The following is a 15499-nucleotide window of genomic DNA, read 5'->3' on the forward strand; positions in this document are numbered from 1 at the left end:
GACGCTCTGACTGGCCATCATGGCAAATCCACGCCGGCTGCGGCACAGGCCCGTGGACCGCGCGGATTCCTGGTGTCGGCGTACACCTGAAGATCCCCACCCGCGTACGGATGAACGTGGCCGGTTCCTGAGGCGGTGAGGAACGTTGGTCGGCACTCTGCTGCGTAGTCGGTGTGTGGCGGCAGGGGGTGGTCGGCGGTGGTCTTGGATCCGCGTCGCTGGTTGGAACTACGGCGGTTTCGGGGCTTGTTGGAGTCCGGGGCGATGAGTTTGTCGGAGATCGCCCGGGAGACGGGGCTGGACCGCAAGACGGTCCGCAAGTACCTCGCGGGTCCGGCGACTCCGCCGCGTCGCTCGGCCAGTGGGCAGGTGGTGCCCAGGAAGATCGACGAGTTCGCGCCGCTGGTTGATGCGATGTTGCGGGCCGAGATCCTGATGAAGGCGTCGGTGATCCACGAGCGGCTGGCCGCGGAGTACGGGTTCACCGGCAACTATCAGCGCGTCAAGCTCTACGTCCAGCAGGCCCGTCCGAGGATCGCCGAGGAACTCGGCATCACGCCCAAGGAGCTGGCGGGGCTGCACCGCCGCTTCGAGGTCGTCCCGGGAGCCCAGGCCCAGGTCGACTGGGGCGGTGCGACACGAGGTCGCGTATATGAGTGAACTCGCAGATTGGAGGCCGGTTATGCCGGTTGCGTAGTTCTCGGTCAGTGTTCGAGACCGATCTCCGCTCTGACGTGCGTTCGCGGGTCTTGCCCATGGAAGGTGCGAAGCTCAGCTTGTTCTTTATGGTCTGGCCTCGAACGATGCCCCGAACGTGATCGCTCGTACGGGGATTCCGGGGACGTGAACACGGCCTCCGTCTGATCCTGTGCTCCGACCAAAGAGGCACTTGACCAGCACGAAGGCCGTGGGGGAATGAGTCTGCTGCATCACGATGTCCGGCGGGAAGCGTTCGCTGTGGCGTCACACTTCCGGGACGACTTCTACGGATGTCTGACCGCTCGGCGTGACGAATTGTTCGAGCTGACCGACGCCTTGCTCTGTGCCGACGGGCCGGTGAGGACGCCGGTGGATCTGACGCTGCTGGCCGAGCACCGCCGCGGGCATGGCGCGCTCTATACTCCAGCTGTAGATGGTGATCTTCAGGCTTGAACGGCTTGTCGCCGGTAGTGGTTGGCCTGGGATCGGGCCTGGTGGCGCCGTCGCCAGTCGGACCAGCCGAGCTGATGGGCGGCATCGTGGACGGGCCGAATGACGAGGGCGATGAACAGGCGCTGGATCTCGTTGCAGGTGAGCGGTATGAGGCCGTTCGGTGCCGACTGCCGGGCGTGTTCATCGGCTCGGACGACAGCGAGGAAGGCATGGGCGAGCATGGCGAGGGTGACCCAGCGGGACCAGGACGCGTAGCGGCGGACCTGGTGCTCGTCCAGAGCGGCCAGGCCTTTTCCTGACTGAAAGAACTCCTCCACCCGCCACCTTGATCCAGCGACTCGCACCAACTCGGCCAGCGGCACTGCGGCGGGCGAGTAACAGCGGTAGTAGGCGAGTTCGCCAGTGCTGCGATTGCGGCGGATCAGCAGCTGGCTGCTTCCGGGGCGGGGGGCGGCGAGGTCGATGACGGCCCAGTCGTAGAAGCGGTGACCCTTCGCCCCGGTCCCAGCCGTCAGCTTCTGCCAAGCACGCTTGGGAACCTTCTTGGCCAGGGCATCCGCGCGGAACGTGCCAGCCCCCGTGGCGGCTTCGTGCGAGCAAGCCACCGCGAGGACGTAGCTGGTGCCGCGTTCCTCCAGCACAGCCCGAAGTTTCGGGTTGCCGCCGTAGACCTCGTCGCCCGCTACCCATGCAGCCCGGTGGCCAGCGTCCAGGAACCGGGCGACCATGCGCGCAGCCAGTTCCGGCTTGGTGGCGAAAGCGGTCTGCTCGCCGAGCCCGGCGGCGCGGCAGCGGTCAGGGTCAGCGGTCCAGGAGCGCGGGATGTACAACTCCCGGTCCACCGCGGCGTGCCCGCGCCGACCGGCGTAGACCATGTAGACGGCAACCTGGGCGTTCTCGATCCGGCCGGCAGTCCCGGTGTACTGGCGCTGGACGCCGACCGTGCCGACGCCCTTCTTCACGTCGCCGGTCTCGTCGACCACCAGCACCGCCCGCTCGTCGTGCAGATGTTCCACTACGTAGCCCCGCAGGGCGTCACGGACCGCGTCAGCGTCCCACTTGGCCCGGCTGAGCAAGTGCTGCATGCCGTCCGGGGTGGACTCCCCGGCCCACTCGGCGATGGTCCAGCAGTTCTTGCGAGGCAAGTCCGACAACAGTCCGAGCACCAACCGCCGGACCCGGCGTCGGGGTTCGACCCGGGCGAAATGGCCTGCGATCCGCGCCATCAGGCCCTCGAATGCCTCCTGCCAGTGGGCAGGATCTAGGCTGTGACCTGCGGCCATCGCGTGATCTTCAGTCTTCACACACCGATGATCAGCGGTGGCCGTACCCATTCCCGCACCGGCCCCTGCCAGTACGAACGCGGCTTGGGGTGATAGCACTGACCACTCACGAGCTGAACCAGCGCAGCCAGATGGGCACGTCCGTCCCTGCGTGCCAGCGGTCGCTTGCCGCACGACGCAGTTCCGGGGTTGTCAGCGGCTCCTCGCGGGTGAGCCAGTCCAGGTACCACTCGCCGAAGGAGGCGGGCTGTCCGTCGTCGTTCAAGAGCGGGTTGAGGCGATCGCAGGTCGCGCGTCCGTCGAACCACATGGCACCACGCATGGGTCCGCTGACCACGAGGAGGGTGTAGAAGCCGCAGCCGTCATCGCAGAGAGGAACGGCCCCGGAAGTCCGCGCGTCCTCGGCGGCATCGGCCGTCTCCAGCCACGCGTCGTGATCGGCTTGGTAGGCCGCAACAGAGGCGTAGTCCCCCTCCTGGGGTTCGGTCAGACAAAGATCTTCGCTCGCTGCGAGAGCGGTGTCGTGGTCCGGGAACGGCACATGCAGGTTCGCACGGTCCACAGGCTGGTCGCCGTCCCAGCGCCAGCCACGCTGATCGACCCGAAGCGTGCGAACCCGCCCGCCGGCACTGACGCGCAGCAGGTACTGGCGATAGTCGTCAGGGAACACCACACCGAACTGTTCCTCGGCCTGACGCACCTGAGCCTCACTTAGAACCGGCGGGAGAACGGCGCTGGCCTTCGATCCCCGCCGTGCGTAGAGAGCGATTGTCCGCTCCCGGACACCGCTCCAGTCCATAGTCTGCATGCCCGGCAAGATAGCCCGTCGGCCAAGGACCATTCAGGCGGCCCTTGTCGGATTCGCCGAGTTGCAGCTGGGGTGTCCCCGCAGTTGACCTCCCATCTCGCGGCGACAGGGAGATCACTGGAAAGCCCAAGATCACGATCTACGACTGGAGTATCTACGAGGCTCTCAACCGTGGCCGGATCGACGCCGGTCGGCTGCGGCGGACGCTGGCCGCGCTGCCCCAGCCGAAGGCGGCCGGCGGGCGGCTCGTGCTGGCCGTGGACGTGTCCAACTGGCTGCGGCCGGACGCAGAGTGCAGCGCGGACAGGTTGTTCTGCCACACCTACGGCCGTAGTAAGGATCAGCACCTGATGATTCCCGGCTGGCCGTACTCGTTCGTTGCCGCGCTTGAATCCGGGCGCACGTCGTGGTGCCAGCTGCTGGACGCGGTTCGCCTCGGGCCCGCCGACGACGTCGCCGAGGTCACCGCAGTCCAGGTCCGCCGCGTGGTGCAGGACCTGATCGCGGGCGGGCGGTGGTGCCGGGGCGATGCGGACATCCTCGTCGTCTTCGACGCCGGCTACGACGCCCCGCGCATGGCCCACCTCCTGCACGGCCTGCCTGTCGAGGTGCTCGGCCGGATGCGGTCGGACCGGGTGATGCGCAAACGCGTTCCGGTGCCGTGGATCTCACCGCCGCAGGGCGGTCGGCCCCCGAAGCACGGCAAGGAGTTCCGCTTCGCCAAACCGGAGTCCTGGGGTGAGCCGGACACGGCCACCACTCAGGTCACCGACCGCTACGGCACCGCGCAGACGATGGCCTGGGACAAGATCCACCCCCGGCTCACCACCCGTTCGGCCTGGATCGGACATGACGCTGAACTCCCCATCCTTGAGGGGACGTTGATCCGCCTGAAGGTCGACCACCTGCCCGGTGGCGGAGACCCGCTGCCGGTCTGGCTGTGGTCCTCGAAGACCGGGATGACCGGCCAGGACGTCGATCTGCGCTGGCAGGCATTCCTGCGCAGATTCGATCTGGAGCACACCTTCCGCATGATCAAGCAGACGCTCGGCTGGACCCGCCCGAAGGTCCGCACCCCCGAGGCGGCGGACCGCTGGACATGGCTGGTCATCACCGCTCACACCCAACTCCGGCTCACCCGCCCCCTCGCCGTGGACCTCCGCCGCCCCTGGGAGAAGCCCGCGGAACCCGGCCGGCTCACCCCAGCCCGGGTCCGCCGCGGGTTCAGAAACCTCCGCCCTGCCCTGAGCTGCCCCGCCCGTGCGCCGAAACCCACCCGGCCGGGCCCCGGCAGACCGCTCGGCTCCAAGAACCGGCAGCCCGCCACCCGCTACGACGTGGGCAAAACCGTGAAACGCCCCGAGACGATCACCGAACGAGACCAGGCCAGACCATAAAGAACAAGCTAAGCTTGTTCTTTATCTGCCGGCCTCGAACAGCACCTCGAACTGAGTCGCTCACCTGGGGATTCGCCGGACGTGCGGGCGGCCTTCGTCTGATCGTGTGTTCCGACCAAGGAATGCACGTGACCAAGACGAAGGCCGTGAGGGTGAGTCTGCTGCCTGATGCTGTCCGGCGGGAAGCGTTCGCGGAGGCGTCACGCTTCCGGGGTGAGTTCTACGAGTGTCTGACCGCTCGGCGCGATGAGTTGTTCGAGTTGGTGGACGCGGTGCTGTGTGCGGACGGTGCGGTGAAGTCCCCGGTGGACCTGACCCTGTTGCCCGAGCATCGTCGTGGGCACGGAGCGATGTACGGCGGCCTGAATCGCGGCCGGATCGACGTCGATCGGCTGCGGACGGTGCTGGCCGGGCTGCCGCTGCCGCGTTTCGAGGGCGGGCGCCTGGTCCTGGCGGTCGATGTGTCACCGTGGCTTCGTTCGGACGCGCCGTGCTCGGCCGAGCGGCTGTTCTGCCACGTCTACGGCAGGGCGAAGACGGCGTCGCAGTTCATTCCGGGCTGGCCCTACTCCTTCGTCGCCGTGTTGGAGTCCGGCGCCACGTCATGGACCGCGATCCTGGACGTGGTCCGGCTCGGCCCGGCGGACGACGCGACCGCCGTCACCGCCGGCCAGCTGCGAGGCGTCGTCGAACGGCTCATCACTGCGGGCCAGTGGAAACCCGGCGACCCGGACATCACCATCGTCGCCGACGCCGGCTACGACGTCACCCGCCTGGCCTGGGTGCTGCGGGACCTGCCCGTCGAGATGGTCGGCCGCGTCCGCTCCGACCGCGTCATGCGCCTGCCGAGGCCACCGCGGACGCACGGCGTCAACGGCCGGCCGCCCAAGCACGGCCCGGAGTTCCGCTTCGCCAAGCCGGAGACCTGGCCCGAACCCGCGATCACCACCGCCACCGCGACCACGAACTACGGGAAAGCCGAAACCCAGGCATGGGACCGGGTCCACCCCCGGCTCACACACCGCTCCGCCTGGCTCGACCACGAAGGCGAACTTCCCCTGATCGAAGGCACCTTGGTCCGGCTGAAGGTCGAGCATCTGTCGAAGGTACGGGACGCTCCGCCGGTGTGGTTGTGGTCCTCGAAGACCGGCGCCGCCCCGGACGACATCGACCGTTGCTGGCAGGTCTACCTGCGCAGATTCGACCTTGAGCACACGTTCAGGTTCGCAAAACAGACCCTTGGCTGGACGACCCCGAAACTCCGCACTCCGGAGGCAGCGGACCGCTGGACCTGGATTCTGATCGTCGCCCACACCCAGCTCCGGCTTGCCCGGCCGCTCGCCGCAGACCTCCGCCGGCCGTGGGAGAAACCCACCGCCTCCGACCGGATCACCCCGGCCCGGGTCCGCCGGGGGTTCAGGAACATCCGCGCTCACCTCGCCTGCCCGACCCGTGTTCCCAAACCCACAGGCACTGGGCCCGGACGGCCACCCGGCGCCAAGAACAAACGCAGGGCACCCCGCTACGACGTCGGCAAGACTGTCAAACGCCCCGAGACCCTCAAGGCCATCGGCAAGCCTGGAAGATCCTGGTAGATAAAGATCAAGCTAAGAGTCCGTGCCCGAACGGGCCGGACCCCCCCGTGACCCCGGCGGCGGCGCGCTCAGGCGGGCGGCCGGTCGCCGGACAGCTCGGCCCACACCGTGCGGCCGTGCCCGACGCCGGCGGGCCGTACGCCCCAGCCGGCGGCGAGCGCCCCGACCAGCAGCAGACCCCGGCCGCCCTCCTCGTCGAAGCCGGCCGTACGCGGCCTCGGTTCGGTCGGTGAACTTCCCTGGTCCGTGACCTCGACCCGCACCACCCGGCCCGTCACACGCAGTCCGCAGGCCACCCCCTCGCTGCTGGTGTGCCGCAGGGCGTTGGTGAACAGCTCGGACACCAGTATCTCGGCGTCCGCCACGACCTCGTCGTCGACTCCCCACTCCCGCAGGCGGGTCCGTACACGCCGTCGCGCCTCGGCGACGGAGGGGCCGATGGCGGGCAGCCGGAACAAGTCCTGGCGGCTGCGGGCGTCAAGGGCGCCGCGGCGCTCTAACCGGAGAGCGTCTTGGGAGGCAGGCACTCCGCAACTATGCGTGTCCGCTTCAAGCTTTGGCAAGGTGCGATCTGTAAATTACAGAATCGATGTGACAGGCTGTTCCCTGCGCTGATGACATGACAGACTGCCTTGCTGTGAAGGCAGTTGAGGGGAGCAGGTCGTGACCGACGGGCGGCCGGCGGCAGGCGGGGGAGCCCCCACCGTGCTGCGAGTGGTGCTCGGCAAGCGGCTCCAGGTCCTGCGGGAGAAGGCCGGACTCTCCTACGAGGAGGCCGCCCGGGCCCTGTACGTCACCCATGCCACGGTCCGGCGCATGGAGAAGGCCGAGGTCGGCCTCAAGGTCCCGTACGTCGAGAAACTCCTCCGGACCTACGCCGTCACCGACCCGCGCGAGACCGAGGTCTTCCTCGCCCTCACCCGCGAGGCCAACCAGCCCGGCTGGTGGCACCGTTACCGCGACGTCCTCCCGGAGTGGTTCAGCGCCTTCGTGAGCCTGGAGGGCGAGGCCTCCGTCATCCGCTCCTACGAACCGCACTACGTCCCGGGGCTGCTCCAGACCGAGGACTACGCCCGCGAGGTCCTGCGGGCCGGCCTCCCGCAGGCCTCCGACGCGGAGATCGAACGCGTCGTCGCCCTGCGCATGGAGCGCCAGTCGCTGCTCACCCGCGAGGACGCGCCCCTGTTCTGGGCCGTCATCGACGAGACCGTACTGCGAAGACCCATCGGCCGCCCCGGCATCATGCGCGACCAGACAGCCAGGCTCATCGAGGCCTGCGCACTGCCGAACGTACGACTGCAGATCATGCCCTTCACCGCGGGACCTCATCCCGCGATGTACGGGCCCTTCCACATCTTCCGTTTCCAGATCCAGGAACTGCCCGACGTCGTCTGCGCCGAGAGCCTGGTCGGCGCGGTGTACTTCGACGACCGCGACGACGTCACGGCCTTCCTGGAAGCCCTGGACCGGATGTGCGCGCAGGCCGCGCCGGGCCAGACCACCGAGGCAGTCCTCGGTGAGATCCACGGGGAGAGCTGAACCGATGAGTATCAGGATCAACAAGACCAACAAGACCAACAAGGCCGACATGACCAGCAGGAGGGTCTACAACGGCATGCCCGCCAAGGACCTCGGCACCGAGGGCTGGTCCAAGCCCTGGAGCGGCGGCAACGGCGGATCCTGCGTCGAGGCCCTCAAGCTGAACGACGGCCGGGTGGCGCTGCGCCAGTCCACCGATCCCGACGGACCGGCCCTGATCTACACCAACCACGAGATCACCAGCTTCATCCAGGGCGCCAAGGCGGGCGACGCGGACTTCCTGCTCTCCTGAATCGCCCGCCCGGCGGCCCGTGGACGGACGTCAGGCCGCTTCCAGCTCCGCCAGACCGATCAGCGCCGTGCTGCCCTCACCCGTGCAGGCATGGGCTCCGGCCACCGCGCCCAGCCGGGCGCACTCCAGGAGGTCCCGGCCGGTCCGCCAGCCGTGCAGAAAGCCCGAGAGGAAGGCGTCGCCCGCCCCGTTGGAGTCCACCACCGGTGCGGGCGGCCGGGTGGCCGGTACGTGCCGCGGCGTGTTCCCGCCGTCACGGGTGAGCAGGTACGAGCCGCCGGCCCCCGCCGTGGCGATCACCGCCTCGGCCCGGCCGTCGCGCAGGATGCCCCGCATCACGTCGGCGATCCCCTCGCCGGCCCCGGCCGCGCTGAGGAAGACCAGGTCGGAACGGAGCGCGAACTCCCGGTGGTGCTCGGCCGCCCCGTCCCAGTCGTGCAGATCCGTCGAGACGGGGACGCCCAGCGCCTCGATGTCGTCGTACAGAAAACGCGCGAAGTGCGTGATCGACAGATGGACATGGCGGGCCCTGCGCAGATGGGGGAGGTAGAACTCGCGCGGCATGCGCAGGTCCAGCGGGTCCCGCCCGTCGTAGAACGACATCCGGCGGCCCGACGCGTCCACCAGGTTGACGGCCCGCCGGGTGCCGGCGGCCGAGATCAGCGGCTCGAAGTCGACATCGCCCTTGGCCATCCGCTCGCGCACCATGGCCCCGATCCAGTCGTCCCCGATGTAGTCCAGGAACTTCACCGCGGCACCCAGCGCACGGGAGCCCAGGGCCACATTGCCGCCCGTCTGGCCCGCCCACTCCTTGATGGGCGGTGCCCACACCGAGTCGGCCGGCGGCACCGGCAGGGTGTCCACCCTGACGATCGTGTCGACTCCCGATCCGCCGACGACCAGCACGTCGTACCGCGGTTCCTGAGTGTTCATGTGATGCTGCCTCCGCTTCCACCCCGCGGTCGATCCTACGGGCTCAGGCGATGCGGTCGAGGTCGGCGCGCAGGACGCGGTGGCGCAGGGGTTCGCCGGACAGCAGCCGGGTCAGCTCGTCGACCACCACGGCGCCCAGCCGCTCCAGTTCGTTGCCCAGGGCGCCGGCGATGTGCGGGGTGAGCAGCACGTTGGGGAGCCGGTAGAGGGGCGAGCCGGGGGGCAGCGGCTCGGGGTTGGTGACATCCAGCACGGCGGACAGCCGGCCGCGGACCAGGGCGTCGGTGAGGGCGCAGGTGTCGACCAGGGCGCCGCGCGCCGTGTTGACCAGGGTGGCACCGTCGGGCATGAGGGCCAGCCGGCGGGCGTCCATCAGGTGCCGGGTCTCCGGGAGGGCGGGGGCGTGCAGGCTCAGCACGTCGCTGCGGGCGACGAGTTCGTCCAGCGGGAGGGCCGGTACGCCCAGCCCGGCCGCCCGGTCCACCGTCAGCAGCGGGTCGTGGACGGCGACATCGAGGTCGAACGGGCGCAGCAGGCCGAGTACCCGGCGGCCGATGTGCGAGGCCCCGACGATGCCGACCCGGCGGCGGTGGTTGCCCAGGTGCCCGGTCTCGGCGGCGCCGGGGTGGGCGTGCCGCTCGGCGTAGAGCGCGCGCATGCGCAGGGTGTCCTTGCCGGCGAGCAGGATCGCGCCGAGGGTGAACTCGGCGACCGGCAGGGCGTTGGCGGCGGCGGCCGAGGAGACCAGTAGGCCGCGGTCCCAGCAGGCCTGGGTGATGTGCGGCTTGACGCTGCCGGCCGCGTGCAGCACCGCGCGCAGCCGGGGCAGCCGTTCCAGGACGTCGGCGTCGAGCGGGGCGCAGCCCCACCCGGTGATGAGCACCTCCGCGCCGGGGTCCGCCGGGGGTACCGGTCCGGCCGTGCGGCCGATGGCGACCAGACCGTCCAGTCGCTCTAGAAGGGCGGGCGGGAAGAGGGCGGGCAGATGGACCGGGTCCATCGCGAACAGTGCGCCGGGTCGCTTGGCCGTCACGTGCAACAACCGCTTTCTGTGATCCTGCCGGATGTCTTGTCGGGAGTCGGTGGCACCCCTAGCATCCCCACGTCCCCTCCACGTAAGCCCCTTCTTCGAAGGGCTGTGAAATGTCCCCGCACGGCATGGGAGGAAACGTATGAGACCACGTTCCTGGGCTGCATGGGTGCTCGCCGCCTGTCTCGGCCTCGTCGCGCAGTTCTTCACCGCCGGGGCGGCGCACGCCGCCACCGTCACGGTCGCCAACGCCACCCAGTTCACCGCGACCAACGGCGATGTGGTGCACGCCCACGGCGGCGGCGTCATCAAGGTCGGTTCCTACTACTACTGGTTCGGCGAGGACCGTAACGCCGACAACACCTTCCGGTACGTCTCCGCCTACCGCTCCACGGACCTGAAGACCTGGGAGTTCCGCAACCACGTCCTCACCCAGGCCACCGACCCCGAACTGGCCACCGCCAACATCGAGCGCCCCAAGGTGATCTACAACAGCAGCACCGGCCGGTACGTGATGTGGATGCACAAGGAGAACGGCAGCGACTACACGCAGGCCCGCGCCGCCGTCGCCACCTCCGCCACCGTCGACGGCGACTACACCTGGCAGGGCAGCTTCCAGCCGCTGGGCTACATGTCACGCGACCTGACGCTCTTCAAGGACGACGACGGCACGGCGTACATGATCTCGGCCGCCAACAACAACGCGGACCTGCACGTCTACCGGCTCTCCGCCGACTATCTGAGCGTCGACAGCCGTGTCCAGCTGCTGTGGGCGGGCTCGTACCGCGAGGCCCCCGCGATGTTCAAGCGCGACGGGGTGTACTTCCTGCTCACCTCGGGCGCCACCGGCTGGAACCCCAACCAGCAGAAGTACGCAACCGCCGGCAGCGTCACCGGCACCTGGGGGTCCCTGACCAACGTCGGCGACTCGACCGCCTTCAAGTCGCAGACCGCGTACGTGCTCCCCGTGCAGGGCACCTCGGCGACCTCCTACCTCTACCTGGGGGACCGCTGGGGCAACTCCTTCGGCGGCACGGTCAACGACTCCCTCTACATCTGGCTGCCGCTGACCTTCCCGACCAACACCACGATGAGCATGGAGTACTACCCGACGGTCTCCGTCGACACCGCCGCCGGCACCGTGGCCGGCATCGGCGGCCCCTGGGAGAACGTGATCGCCCGCCACAGCTCCAAGTGCGCCGACATCCCGAGCGCCTCGCTCGCCGACAGCGCCGGAGGGATCCAGTACACCTGCAACGGCGGCCTCAACCAGCAGTGGTGGTTCAAGGACGCCGGCAGCGGCTACTACCAGCTCGTCGCCCGGCACAGCGGCAAGTGCCTCGACGTCACGGACGCCTCCACCGCCAACGCCGCCCGCGTCGTCCAGTACACCTGCGGCAGCGGCACCAGTCAGCAGTGGCAGGTCACGGACGCCGGCAGCGGCTACGTCCGGCTGGTGGCCCGGCACAGCGGCAAGTGCCTCGACGTCAACGGCGCTTCGACCGCCGACGGTGCCTATCTGATCCAGTACACCTGCGGCAGCGGTACGAACCAGCAGTTCACCCGCGGCACGGTGTGATCCCTGGTCCGTGCCGGTCCGTGTCGTCCGTGCCGGTCCGCGCCGGTCCGTGCCGGTCCGGTCGCGGCCCGGCATGCGGCGGTCCTTTCGGAGCGCCGCGTGCCGGGCCGCGGGATGTCCCCGGCTCGCGTTCAGCTGACGTTGAGCGCGGTGTCGTCGATGACGAACGAGGTCTGCAGGGTCGAGCCCTCGGTACCGGTGAACTTGACCGTGACGGTCTGGCCCGCGTAGCCGCTGAGGCTGAAGCTGCGCTGGGTGTAGCCGCTGGCGGCGTTGAGGTTCGAGTACGTCGCCAAGGTGCTCAGGACGGTGCCCGAGCTGTTGAGGACCTGGGCCTTGAGGGTGTCGTACGCGGTGCTGGTGCTGGTTTCGGCGGTGTCGATGTGCAGATAGAAGCTGAGCGTCGCCGTGGTGCAGCCGGACGGGATGGTCACCGACTGGGAGAGCGTGTCGGTGGTGGCGGTGCCGTAGCCGTCCAGCCAGGCCTTGTAGGAGCCGGTGCGGGCGGCCTCGCTGCTGGAGTTGGTGATGACGCCGCTGCTGGCGGTCCAGGTGGTGGCGCCGGACTCGAAGCCGTTGTTGCCGAGCAGCTGGGCGGCGGTGCAGGTGCCGTCGCCGCCGCCGTCGTCGCCACCACCGCTGTCGGTGGCGCCGGAGAGCCACTCGGTGGCGTTGAGGGCGAGGGCGGCGTTGGTGGCGCCGGTGTCGTTCCAGCCGTCGTACAGCGTGTTGCCGGACTGGCCGGTGCCGTCGTCGATCGGGGAGCTGTCGCCCCAGAACGCGACCCGGCCGCTGCCGAAGGTGCTGGTGGCGAAGAAGGCCCCGGTGTTGCCGGAGTAGCCGGTCCGGTACAGCAGGCCCTTGACGTTGGCGTTGTCGGCGGGCTTGAGGGTGGCGGTGGTACCGCTCGCGATGAGGCTCTTGGTGACCGTGCCGAACGAGCCGTGCAGCACCGCGTTGGTGCTGTCGCTGATCGCCGACGGGTAGTCGGAGCTGATGCTCAGCGTGTCGATGGAGAAGCCGAACGGGTCCGTGCTGTCGACGCTGTTGTTGGTCATCAGGTCGTTGAGGATCTCGAGCGCGTCCTCGCCGTCGCTGTTGCGGTCGGCGCCGGTGTGATCGGAGATCATGAACAGCCCGCCGCCATTGCTGACGAAGTTCATGATGGCGGTCTTCTCGGCGGTCGTGAACAGCGTGTTGGGCTCCGGCAGCACGAACGTGTCGAAGTTCGACAGGTCGGTCGCGGCCGAGGTGCCGTAGGTGATCGAGCTGCCCGAAGGCAGCGTCTTCAGGCTGTAGTTGCCCGTCTTCTGCAGGGCGACGCCCCACGAGGAGAGGGCGCCGGTCCAGCTGGTCTCCGAACTGGGCGAGGAGTTCTGGCCCAGCGGGTCCGGCTGGCTGGTGGAGATGATCCAGTCGGCGTTGCCGGCCGTCTCGGCGTGCGCGTTGTCGAAGAGCACGCGATTGGTGGTGGCGGCGGCCGCAACGGTGGGGGTGGTGGCCTGGACGGCCGCCGTCGCGGCGACCAGCAGGCCGAGTACGGCTGCCGCGCCGGTGAGGCGGGCGTGTCTGCCGCTGTATCTGGTGGATCCGAGCATCCGACATACCTCCTGGTGGGGGGTGGAAAGAGGCGGTGCGGGCGCCGAGTCTGCGCGCGTAGATTTACGGCTGCTCCACTGCGCGACGACAAGCGTTTGAACGGTACATGGCAACTTCGCGGCGTGGCAACGGTTCCGGGGGTGGTTGTGCACGGTCGCGGACGTGCGAGGCTGTCCCCATGACTCAATCGGACCAGGAGGCGGCCATGGAAGCGGAAGCTTCGGATCAGACGCGCGAGGTGCCCGAGGTCGAGGAGCAGACGGCGGAGGCCGACGTCCCCGAGGACGAGGTGAAGCGCAGGTTCCGGGAGGCCCTGGAGCGCAAGCGCACCCACGGCGCGGCAGCGGCGGCGGGAGGCGCGGCGGGCCGCGACGGCAAGATCCACGGAGCTCACGGCCGGGCGGGGGGCCAGCGGGAGTTCCGCCGCAAGAGCGGCTGACGCGTCACCGGACCGGCCGGACCGGCCGGACCGCCGACCACGGCTCCGCCCGCCTTCCCGGCGGGCGGGGCCGTTGTCACGTGGCGACGAAACGGGGCCCCGGGAGGCTCAACTTACCCACAGGTAACGGTGAATCCCCCGGATCGCCGGCCGTGGCTGCGATATTCGTAAGCCCCTTCGGAGGTGCTTGTGACGAGTATCGCGGAAACGGCCCGTGCCGACGGCACGAAGCAGCGCGTCGCCGATCTGGCACGACGCCGGGAGCAGGCCCTGGCCGTGGCACCGGACCGGGCGGTGGCACGGCAGCGGGAGCGCGGCCGGCTCACCGCGCGCACCCGCGTCGAGCGACTGGTGGACGCGGGTTCGTTCACGGAGACCGACGCCTTCGTACGGGCGAGAGCGAGCAGTTCCGCCGGTGGTCCCGGCACATCCGATGGGTCCGGAGGGGCCGGTGGGTCCGGAGGGGACGACACCCGGCGGCCGTACGGCGACGGCGTCGTCACCGGATTCGGCACGATCGACGGGCGCCCGGTGTGCGTCTTCGCCCAGGACGCGACCGTGTTCGGCGGGAGCCTGGGGGAGGCGTTCGGCGAGAAGATCGTCAAGATCATGGACCTGGCGCTGAAGACCGGCTGCCCGGTGATCGGCCTCAACGACTCCGGCGGCGCCCGTATCCAGGAGGGCGTGGCCTCGCTGGCCCTGTACGCCGAGCTGGTGCGGCGCAATGTGCAGGCCTCCGGGGTGATCCCGCAGATCTCGGTGATCATGGGGCCGTGCGCGGGCGGAGCCGCGTACTCGCCGGCCATCACCGACTTCACGGTGATGGTGGACGGCACCTCGCACATGTTCGTCACCGGCCCCGACGTCATCGAGGCCGTCACCGGGGAGCGCACGACCGCCGAGGAACTGGGCGGCGCGCGGGCCAGCAACACCGGCAACGGCAACGCCCACTTCCTGGCCGGCGACGAGGACGAGGCCCTGGACACCGTACGGGACCTGCTGTCCTACCTGCCGGCCAACAACCGTGAACGCCCGCCCGAGTACGCCCCGGCCCGCCCCGGCCTCGCGCCGACCGCCGCCGACCTGCGGCTGGACAGCCTGGTCCCGGACCGCCCCTCAGTGGCCTACGACATGGCCGAGATCGTCCGTACGGTTGTCGACGACGGCGAACTGTGCGAGGTGCACGCGCTGTTCGCGCCCAACGTCCTGTGCGCCCTCGCCCGCGTCGAGGGCCGGACGGTGGGCGTGGTCGCCAACCAGCCACTGCACTCGGCCGGTGTCCTGGACATCGACGCCTCCGAGAAGGCCGCCCGCTTCGTGCGCTTCTGCGACGCCTTCGGCATCCCGCTGCTGACCTTCACCGACGTCCCCGGCTATCTGTCCGGCGCCCGGCAGGAACGCGGCGGCATCATCCGGCGCGGCGCCAAACTGCTCTACGCCTACGCCGAGTCCACGGTGCCCAAGGTGACCGTCGTGGTGCGCAAGGCGTACGGCGGCGGATACGCCGTGATGGGCTCCAAACACCTCGGCGCCGACGTCAACCTCGCCTGGCCCACCGCCCGGATCGCCGTGATGGGCGCCGAGGGCGCGGTGAGCGTGCTGCACCGGCGCGAACTGGCCGCCGCCGCGGCCGGAGGCGAGGACGAGGCTGCGCGGCTGCGCGCCCGCCTCGTCGGGCACTACGAGACCACCGACGCGTACGCCACCCCGTACGCGGCCGCCGAACGCGGCTATGTCGACGCCGTCATCGCCCCGCACGAGACGCGGGAGCGGATCAGCCGCGCCCTGCGCGCCCTGCGCACCAAGCGTGTCGCGGTCCCCGACCGGCGGCACGGCAACATCCCGCTGTGACA

13 protein-coding genes and 2 pseudogenes are annotated in these 15499 nt (G+C 69.6%); 9 read left to right on the plus strand and 6 right to left on the minus strand.

What is annotated here, in order from left to right:
* Positions 1 to 264 precede the first annotated feature (264 nt).
* Positions 265 to 660: a hypothetical protein gene (locus RWE79_RS33555; RefSeq protein ID WP_475943839.1), complete on the plus strand. Its 396-nt coding sequence runs from the start codon at positions 265 to 267 to the stop codon at positions 658 to 660.
* A 255-nt stretch (positions 661 to 915) separates the two neighbouring features.
* A pseudogene (locus RWE79_RS33560) lies at positions 916 to 1119 on the plus strand (transposase); the annotation flags it as partial.
* Positions 1120 to 1142: 23 nt separating this feature from the next.
* On the opposite strand, the gene RWE79_RS33565 reads toward RWE79_RS33560, so the two are convergent.
* Both RWE79_RS33565 and RWE79_RS33570 read right to left on the minus strand, forming a co-directional pair.
* Positions 1143 to 2435: an IS701 family transposase gene (locus tag RWE79_RS33565; RefSeq protein ID WP_475946266.1), complete on the minus strand. Its 1293-nt coding sequence runs from the start codon at positions 2433 to 2435 to the stop codon at positions 1143 to 1145.
* A gap of 106 nt (positions 2436 to 2541) precedes the next feature.
* Positions 2542 to 3276: an SMI1/KNR4 family protein gene (locus RWE79_RS33570; RefSeq protein ID WP_475943840.1), complete on the minus strand. Its 735-nt coding sequence runs from the start codon at positions 3274 to 3276 to the stop codon at positions 2542 to 2544.
* Between the two features lie 116 nt (positions 3277 to 3392).
* On the opposite strand from RWE79_RS33570, the pseudogene RWE79_RS33575 reads away from it, so the two are divergent.
* A pseudogene (locus tag RWE79_RS33575) lies at positions 3393 to 4640 on the plus strand (NF041680 family putative transposase); the annotation flags it as partial.
* Positions 4641 to 4762: 122 nt separating this feature from the next.
* A complete protein-coding gene (locus RWE79_RS33580) occupies positions 4763 to 6235 on the plus strand; it encodes an NF041680 family putative transposase (protein WP_475938232.1) in 1473 nt (490 codons plus the stop codon).
* A gap of 68 nt (positions 6236 to 6303) precedes the next feature.
* Here RWE79_RS33580 and RWE79_RS33585 read toward each other — a convergent pair whose 3' ends face one another.
* A complete protein-coding gene (locus tag RWE79_RS33585) occupies positions 6304 to 6762 on the minus strand; it encodes an ATP-binding protein (protein ID WP_475943841.1) in 459 nt (152 codons plus the stop codon).
* 136 nt (positions 6763 to 6898) lie between these two features.
* Here RWE79_RS33585 and RWE79_RS33590 point away from each other — a divergent pair, with 136 nt between their 5' ends.
* Positions 6899 to 7774 (plus strand): helix-turn-helix domain-containing protein, encoded by an 876-nt coding sequence (locus RWE79_RS33590; protein WP_475943842.1) that lies wholly within the window; start codon positions 6899 to 6901, stop codon positions 7772 to 7774.
* 4 nt (positions 7775 to 7778) lie between these two features.
* On the plus strand, positions 7779 to 8066 hold the full coding sequence (locus RWE79_RS33595) for a DUF397 domain-containing protein (protein ID WP_475943843.1): 288 nt from the start codon (positions 7779 to 7781) through the stop codon (positions 8064 to 8066).
* A 30-nt stretch (positions 8067 to 8096) separates the two neighbouring features.
* Here the strand turns inward: RWE79_RS33595 and RWE79_RS33600 are convergent, their stop codons facing one another.
* Together RWE79_RS33600 and RWE79_RS33605 are read right to left on the minus strand one after the other, a co-directional pair.
* Positions 8097 to 8999 carry a carbohydrate kinase family protein gene (locus RWE79_RS33600; RefSeq protein WP_475943844.1) on the minus strand — a complete coding sequence of 301 codons (903 nt, stop codon included), beginning with the start codon at positions 8997 to 8999 and terminating at the stop codon, positions 8097 to 8099.
* A gap of 43 nt (positions 9000 to 9042) precedes the next feature.
* Positions 9043 to 9999, minus strand: coding sequence for a hydroxyacid dehydrogenase (locus RWE79_RS33605; protein ID WP_475946268.1), 957 nt, complete (start codon positions 9997 to 9999; stop codon positions 9043 to 9045).
* A gap of 172 nt (positions 10000 to 10171) precedes the next feature.
* Here RWE79_RS33605 and RWE79_RS33610 point away from each other — a divergent pair, with 172 nt between their 5' ends.
* A complete protein-coding gene (locus RWE79_RS33610; RefSeq protein ID WP_475943845.1) occupies positions 10172 to 11608 on the plus strand; it encodes an RICIN domain-containing protein in 1437 nt (478 codons plus the stop codon).
* 131 nt (positions 11609 to 11739) lie between these two features.
* Here RWE79_RS33610 and RWE79_RS33615 read toward each other — a convergent pair whose 3' ends face one another.
* Entirely contained in the window at positions 11740 to 13206 is a 1467-nt protein-coding gene (locus tag RWE79_RS33615; protein ID WP_475943846.1) for a hydrolase, read from the minus strand.
* 206 nt (positions 13207 to 13412) lie between these two features.
* Here RWE79_RS33615 and RWE79_RS33620 point away from each other — a divergent pair, with 206 nt between their 5' ends.
* Positions 13413 to 13646, plus strand: coding sequence for a DUF5302 domain-containing protein (locus RWE79_RS33620; protein WP_475943847.1), 234 nt, complete (start codon positions 13413 to 13415; stop codon positions 13644 to 13646).
* 189 nt (positions 13647 to 13835) lie between these two features.
* Positions 13836 to 15497, plus strand: coding sequence for an acyl-CoA carboxylase subunit beta (locus tag RWE79_RS33625; protein WP_475943848.1), 1662 nt, complete (start codon positions 13836 to 13838; stop codon positions 15495 to 15497).
* Positions 15498 to 15499 lie beyond the last annotated feature (2 nt).

It is taken from the genome of Streptomyces sp. RLA131 (genome assembly GCF_056270125.1).

Excerpts from the sequence above, each read along its gene's own strand:
- RWE79_RS33555 (WP_475943839.1), top strand. The coding sequence starts at position 265 with ATGAGTTTGTCGGAGATCGCCCGGGAGACGGGGCTGGACCGCAAGACG.
- RWE79_RS33565 (WP_475946266.1), bottom strand. The coding sequence starts at position 2,435 with ATGGCCGCAGGTCACAGCCTAGATCCTGCCCACTGGCAGGAGGCATTC.
- RWE79_RS33570 (WP_475943840.1), bottom strand. The coding sequence starts at position 3,276 with ATGGTCCTTGGCCGACGGGCTATCTTGCCGGGCATGCAGACTATGGAC.
- RWE79_RS33580 (WP_475938232.1), top strand. The coding sequence starts at position 4,763 with ATGCACGTGACCAAGACGAAGGCCGTGAGGGTGAGTCTGCTGCCTGAT.
- RWE79_RS33595 (WP_475943843.1), top strand. The coding sequence starts at position 7,779 with ATGAGTATCAGGATCAACAAGACCAACAAGACCAACAAGGCCGACATG.
- RWE79_RS33600 (WP_475943844.1), bottom strand. The coding sequence starts at position 8,999 with ATGAACACTCAGGAACCGCGGTACGACGTGCTGGTCGTCGGCGGATCG.
- RWE79_RS33605 (WP_475946268.1), bottom strand. The coding sequence starts at position 9,999 with ATGGACCCGGTCCATCTGCCCGCCCTCTTCCCGCCCGCCCTTCTAGAG.
- RWE79_RS33610 (WP_475943845.1), top strand. The coding sequence starts at position 10,172 with ATGAGACCACGTTCCTGGGCTGCATGGGTGCTCGCCGCCTGTCTCGGC.
- RWE79_RS33615 (WP_475943846.1), bottom strand. The coding sequence starts at position 13,206 with ATGCTCGGATCCACCAGATACAGCGGCAGACACGCCCGCCTCACCGGC.
- RWE79_RS33620 (WP_475943847.1), top strand. The coding sequence starts at position 13,413 with ATGGAAGCGGAAGCTTCGGATCAGACGCGCGAGGTGCCCGAGGTCGAG.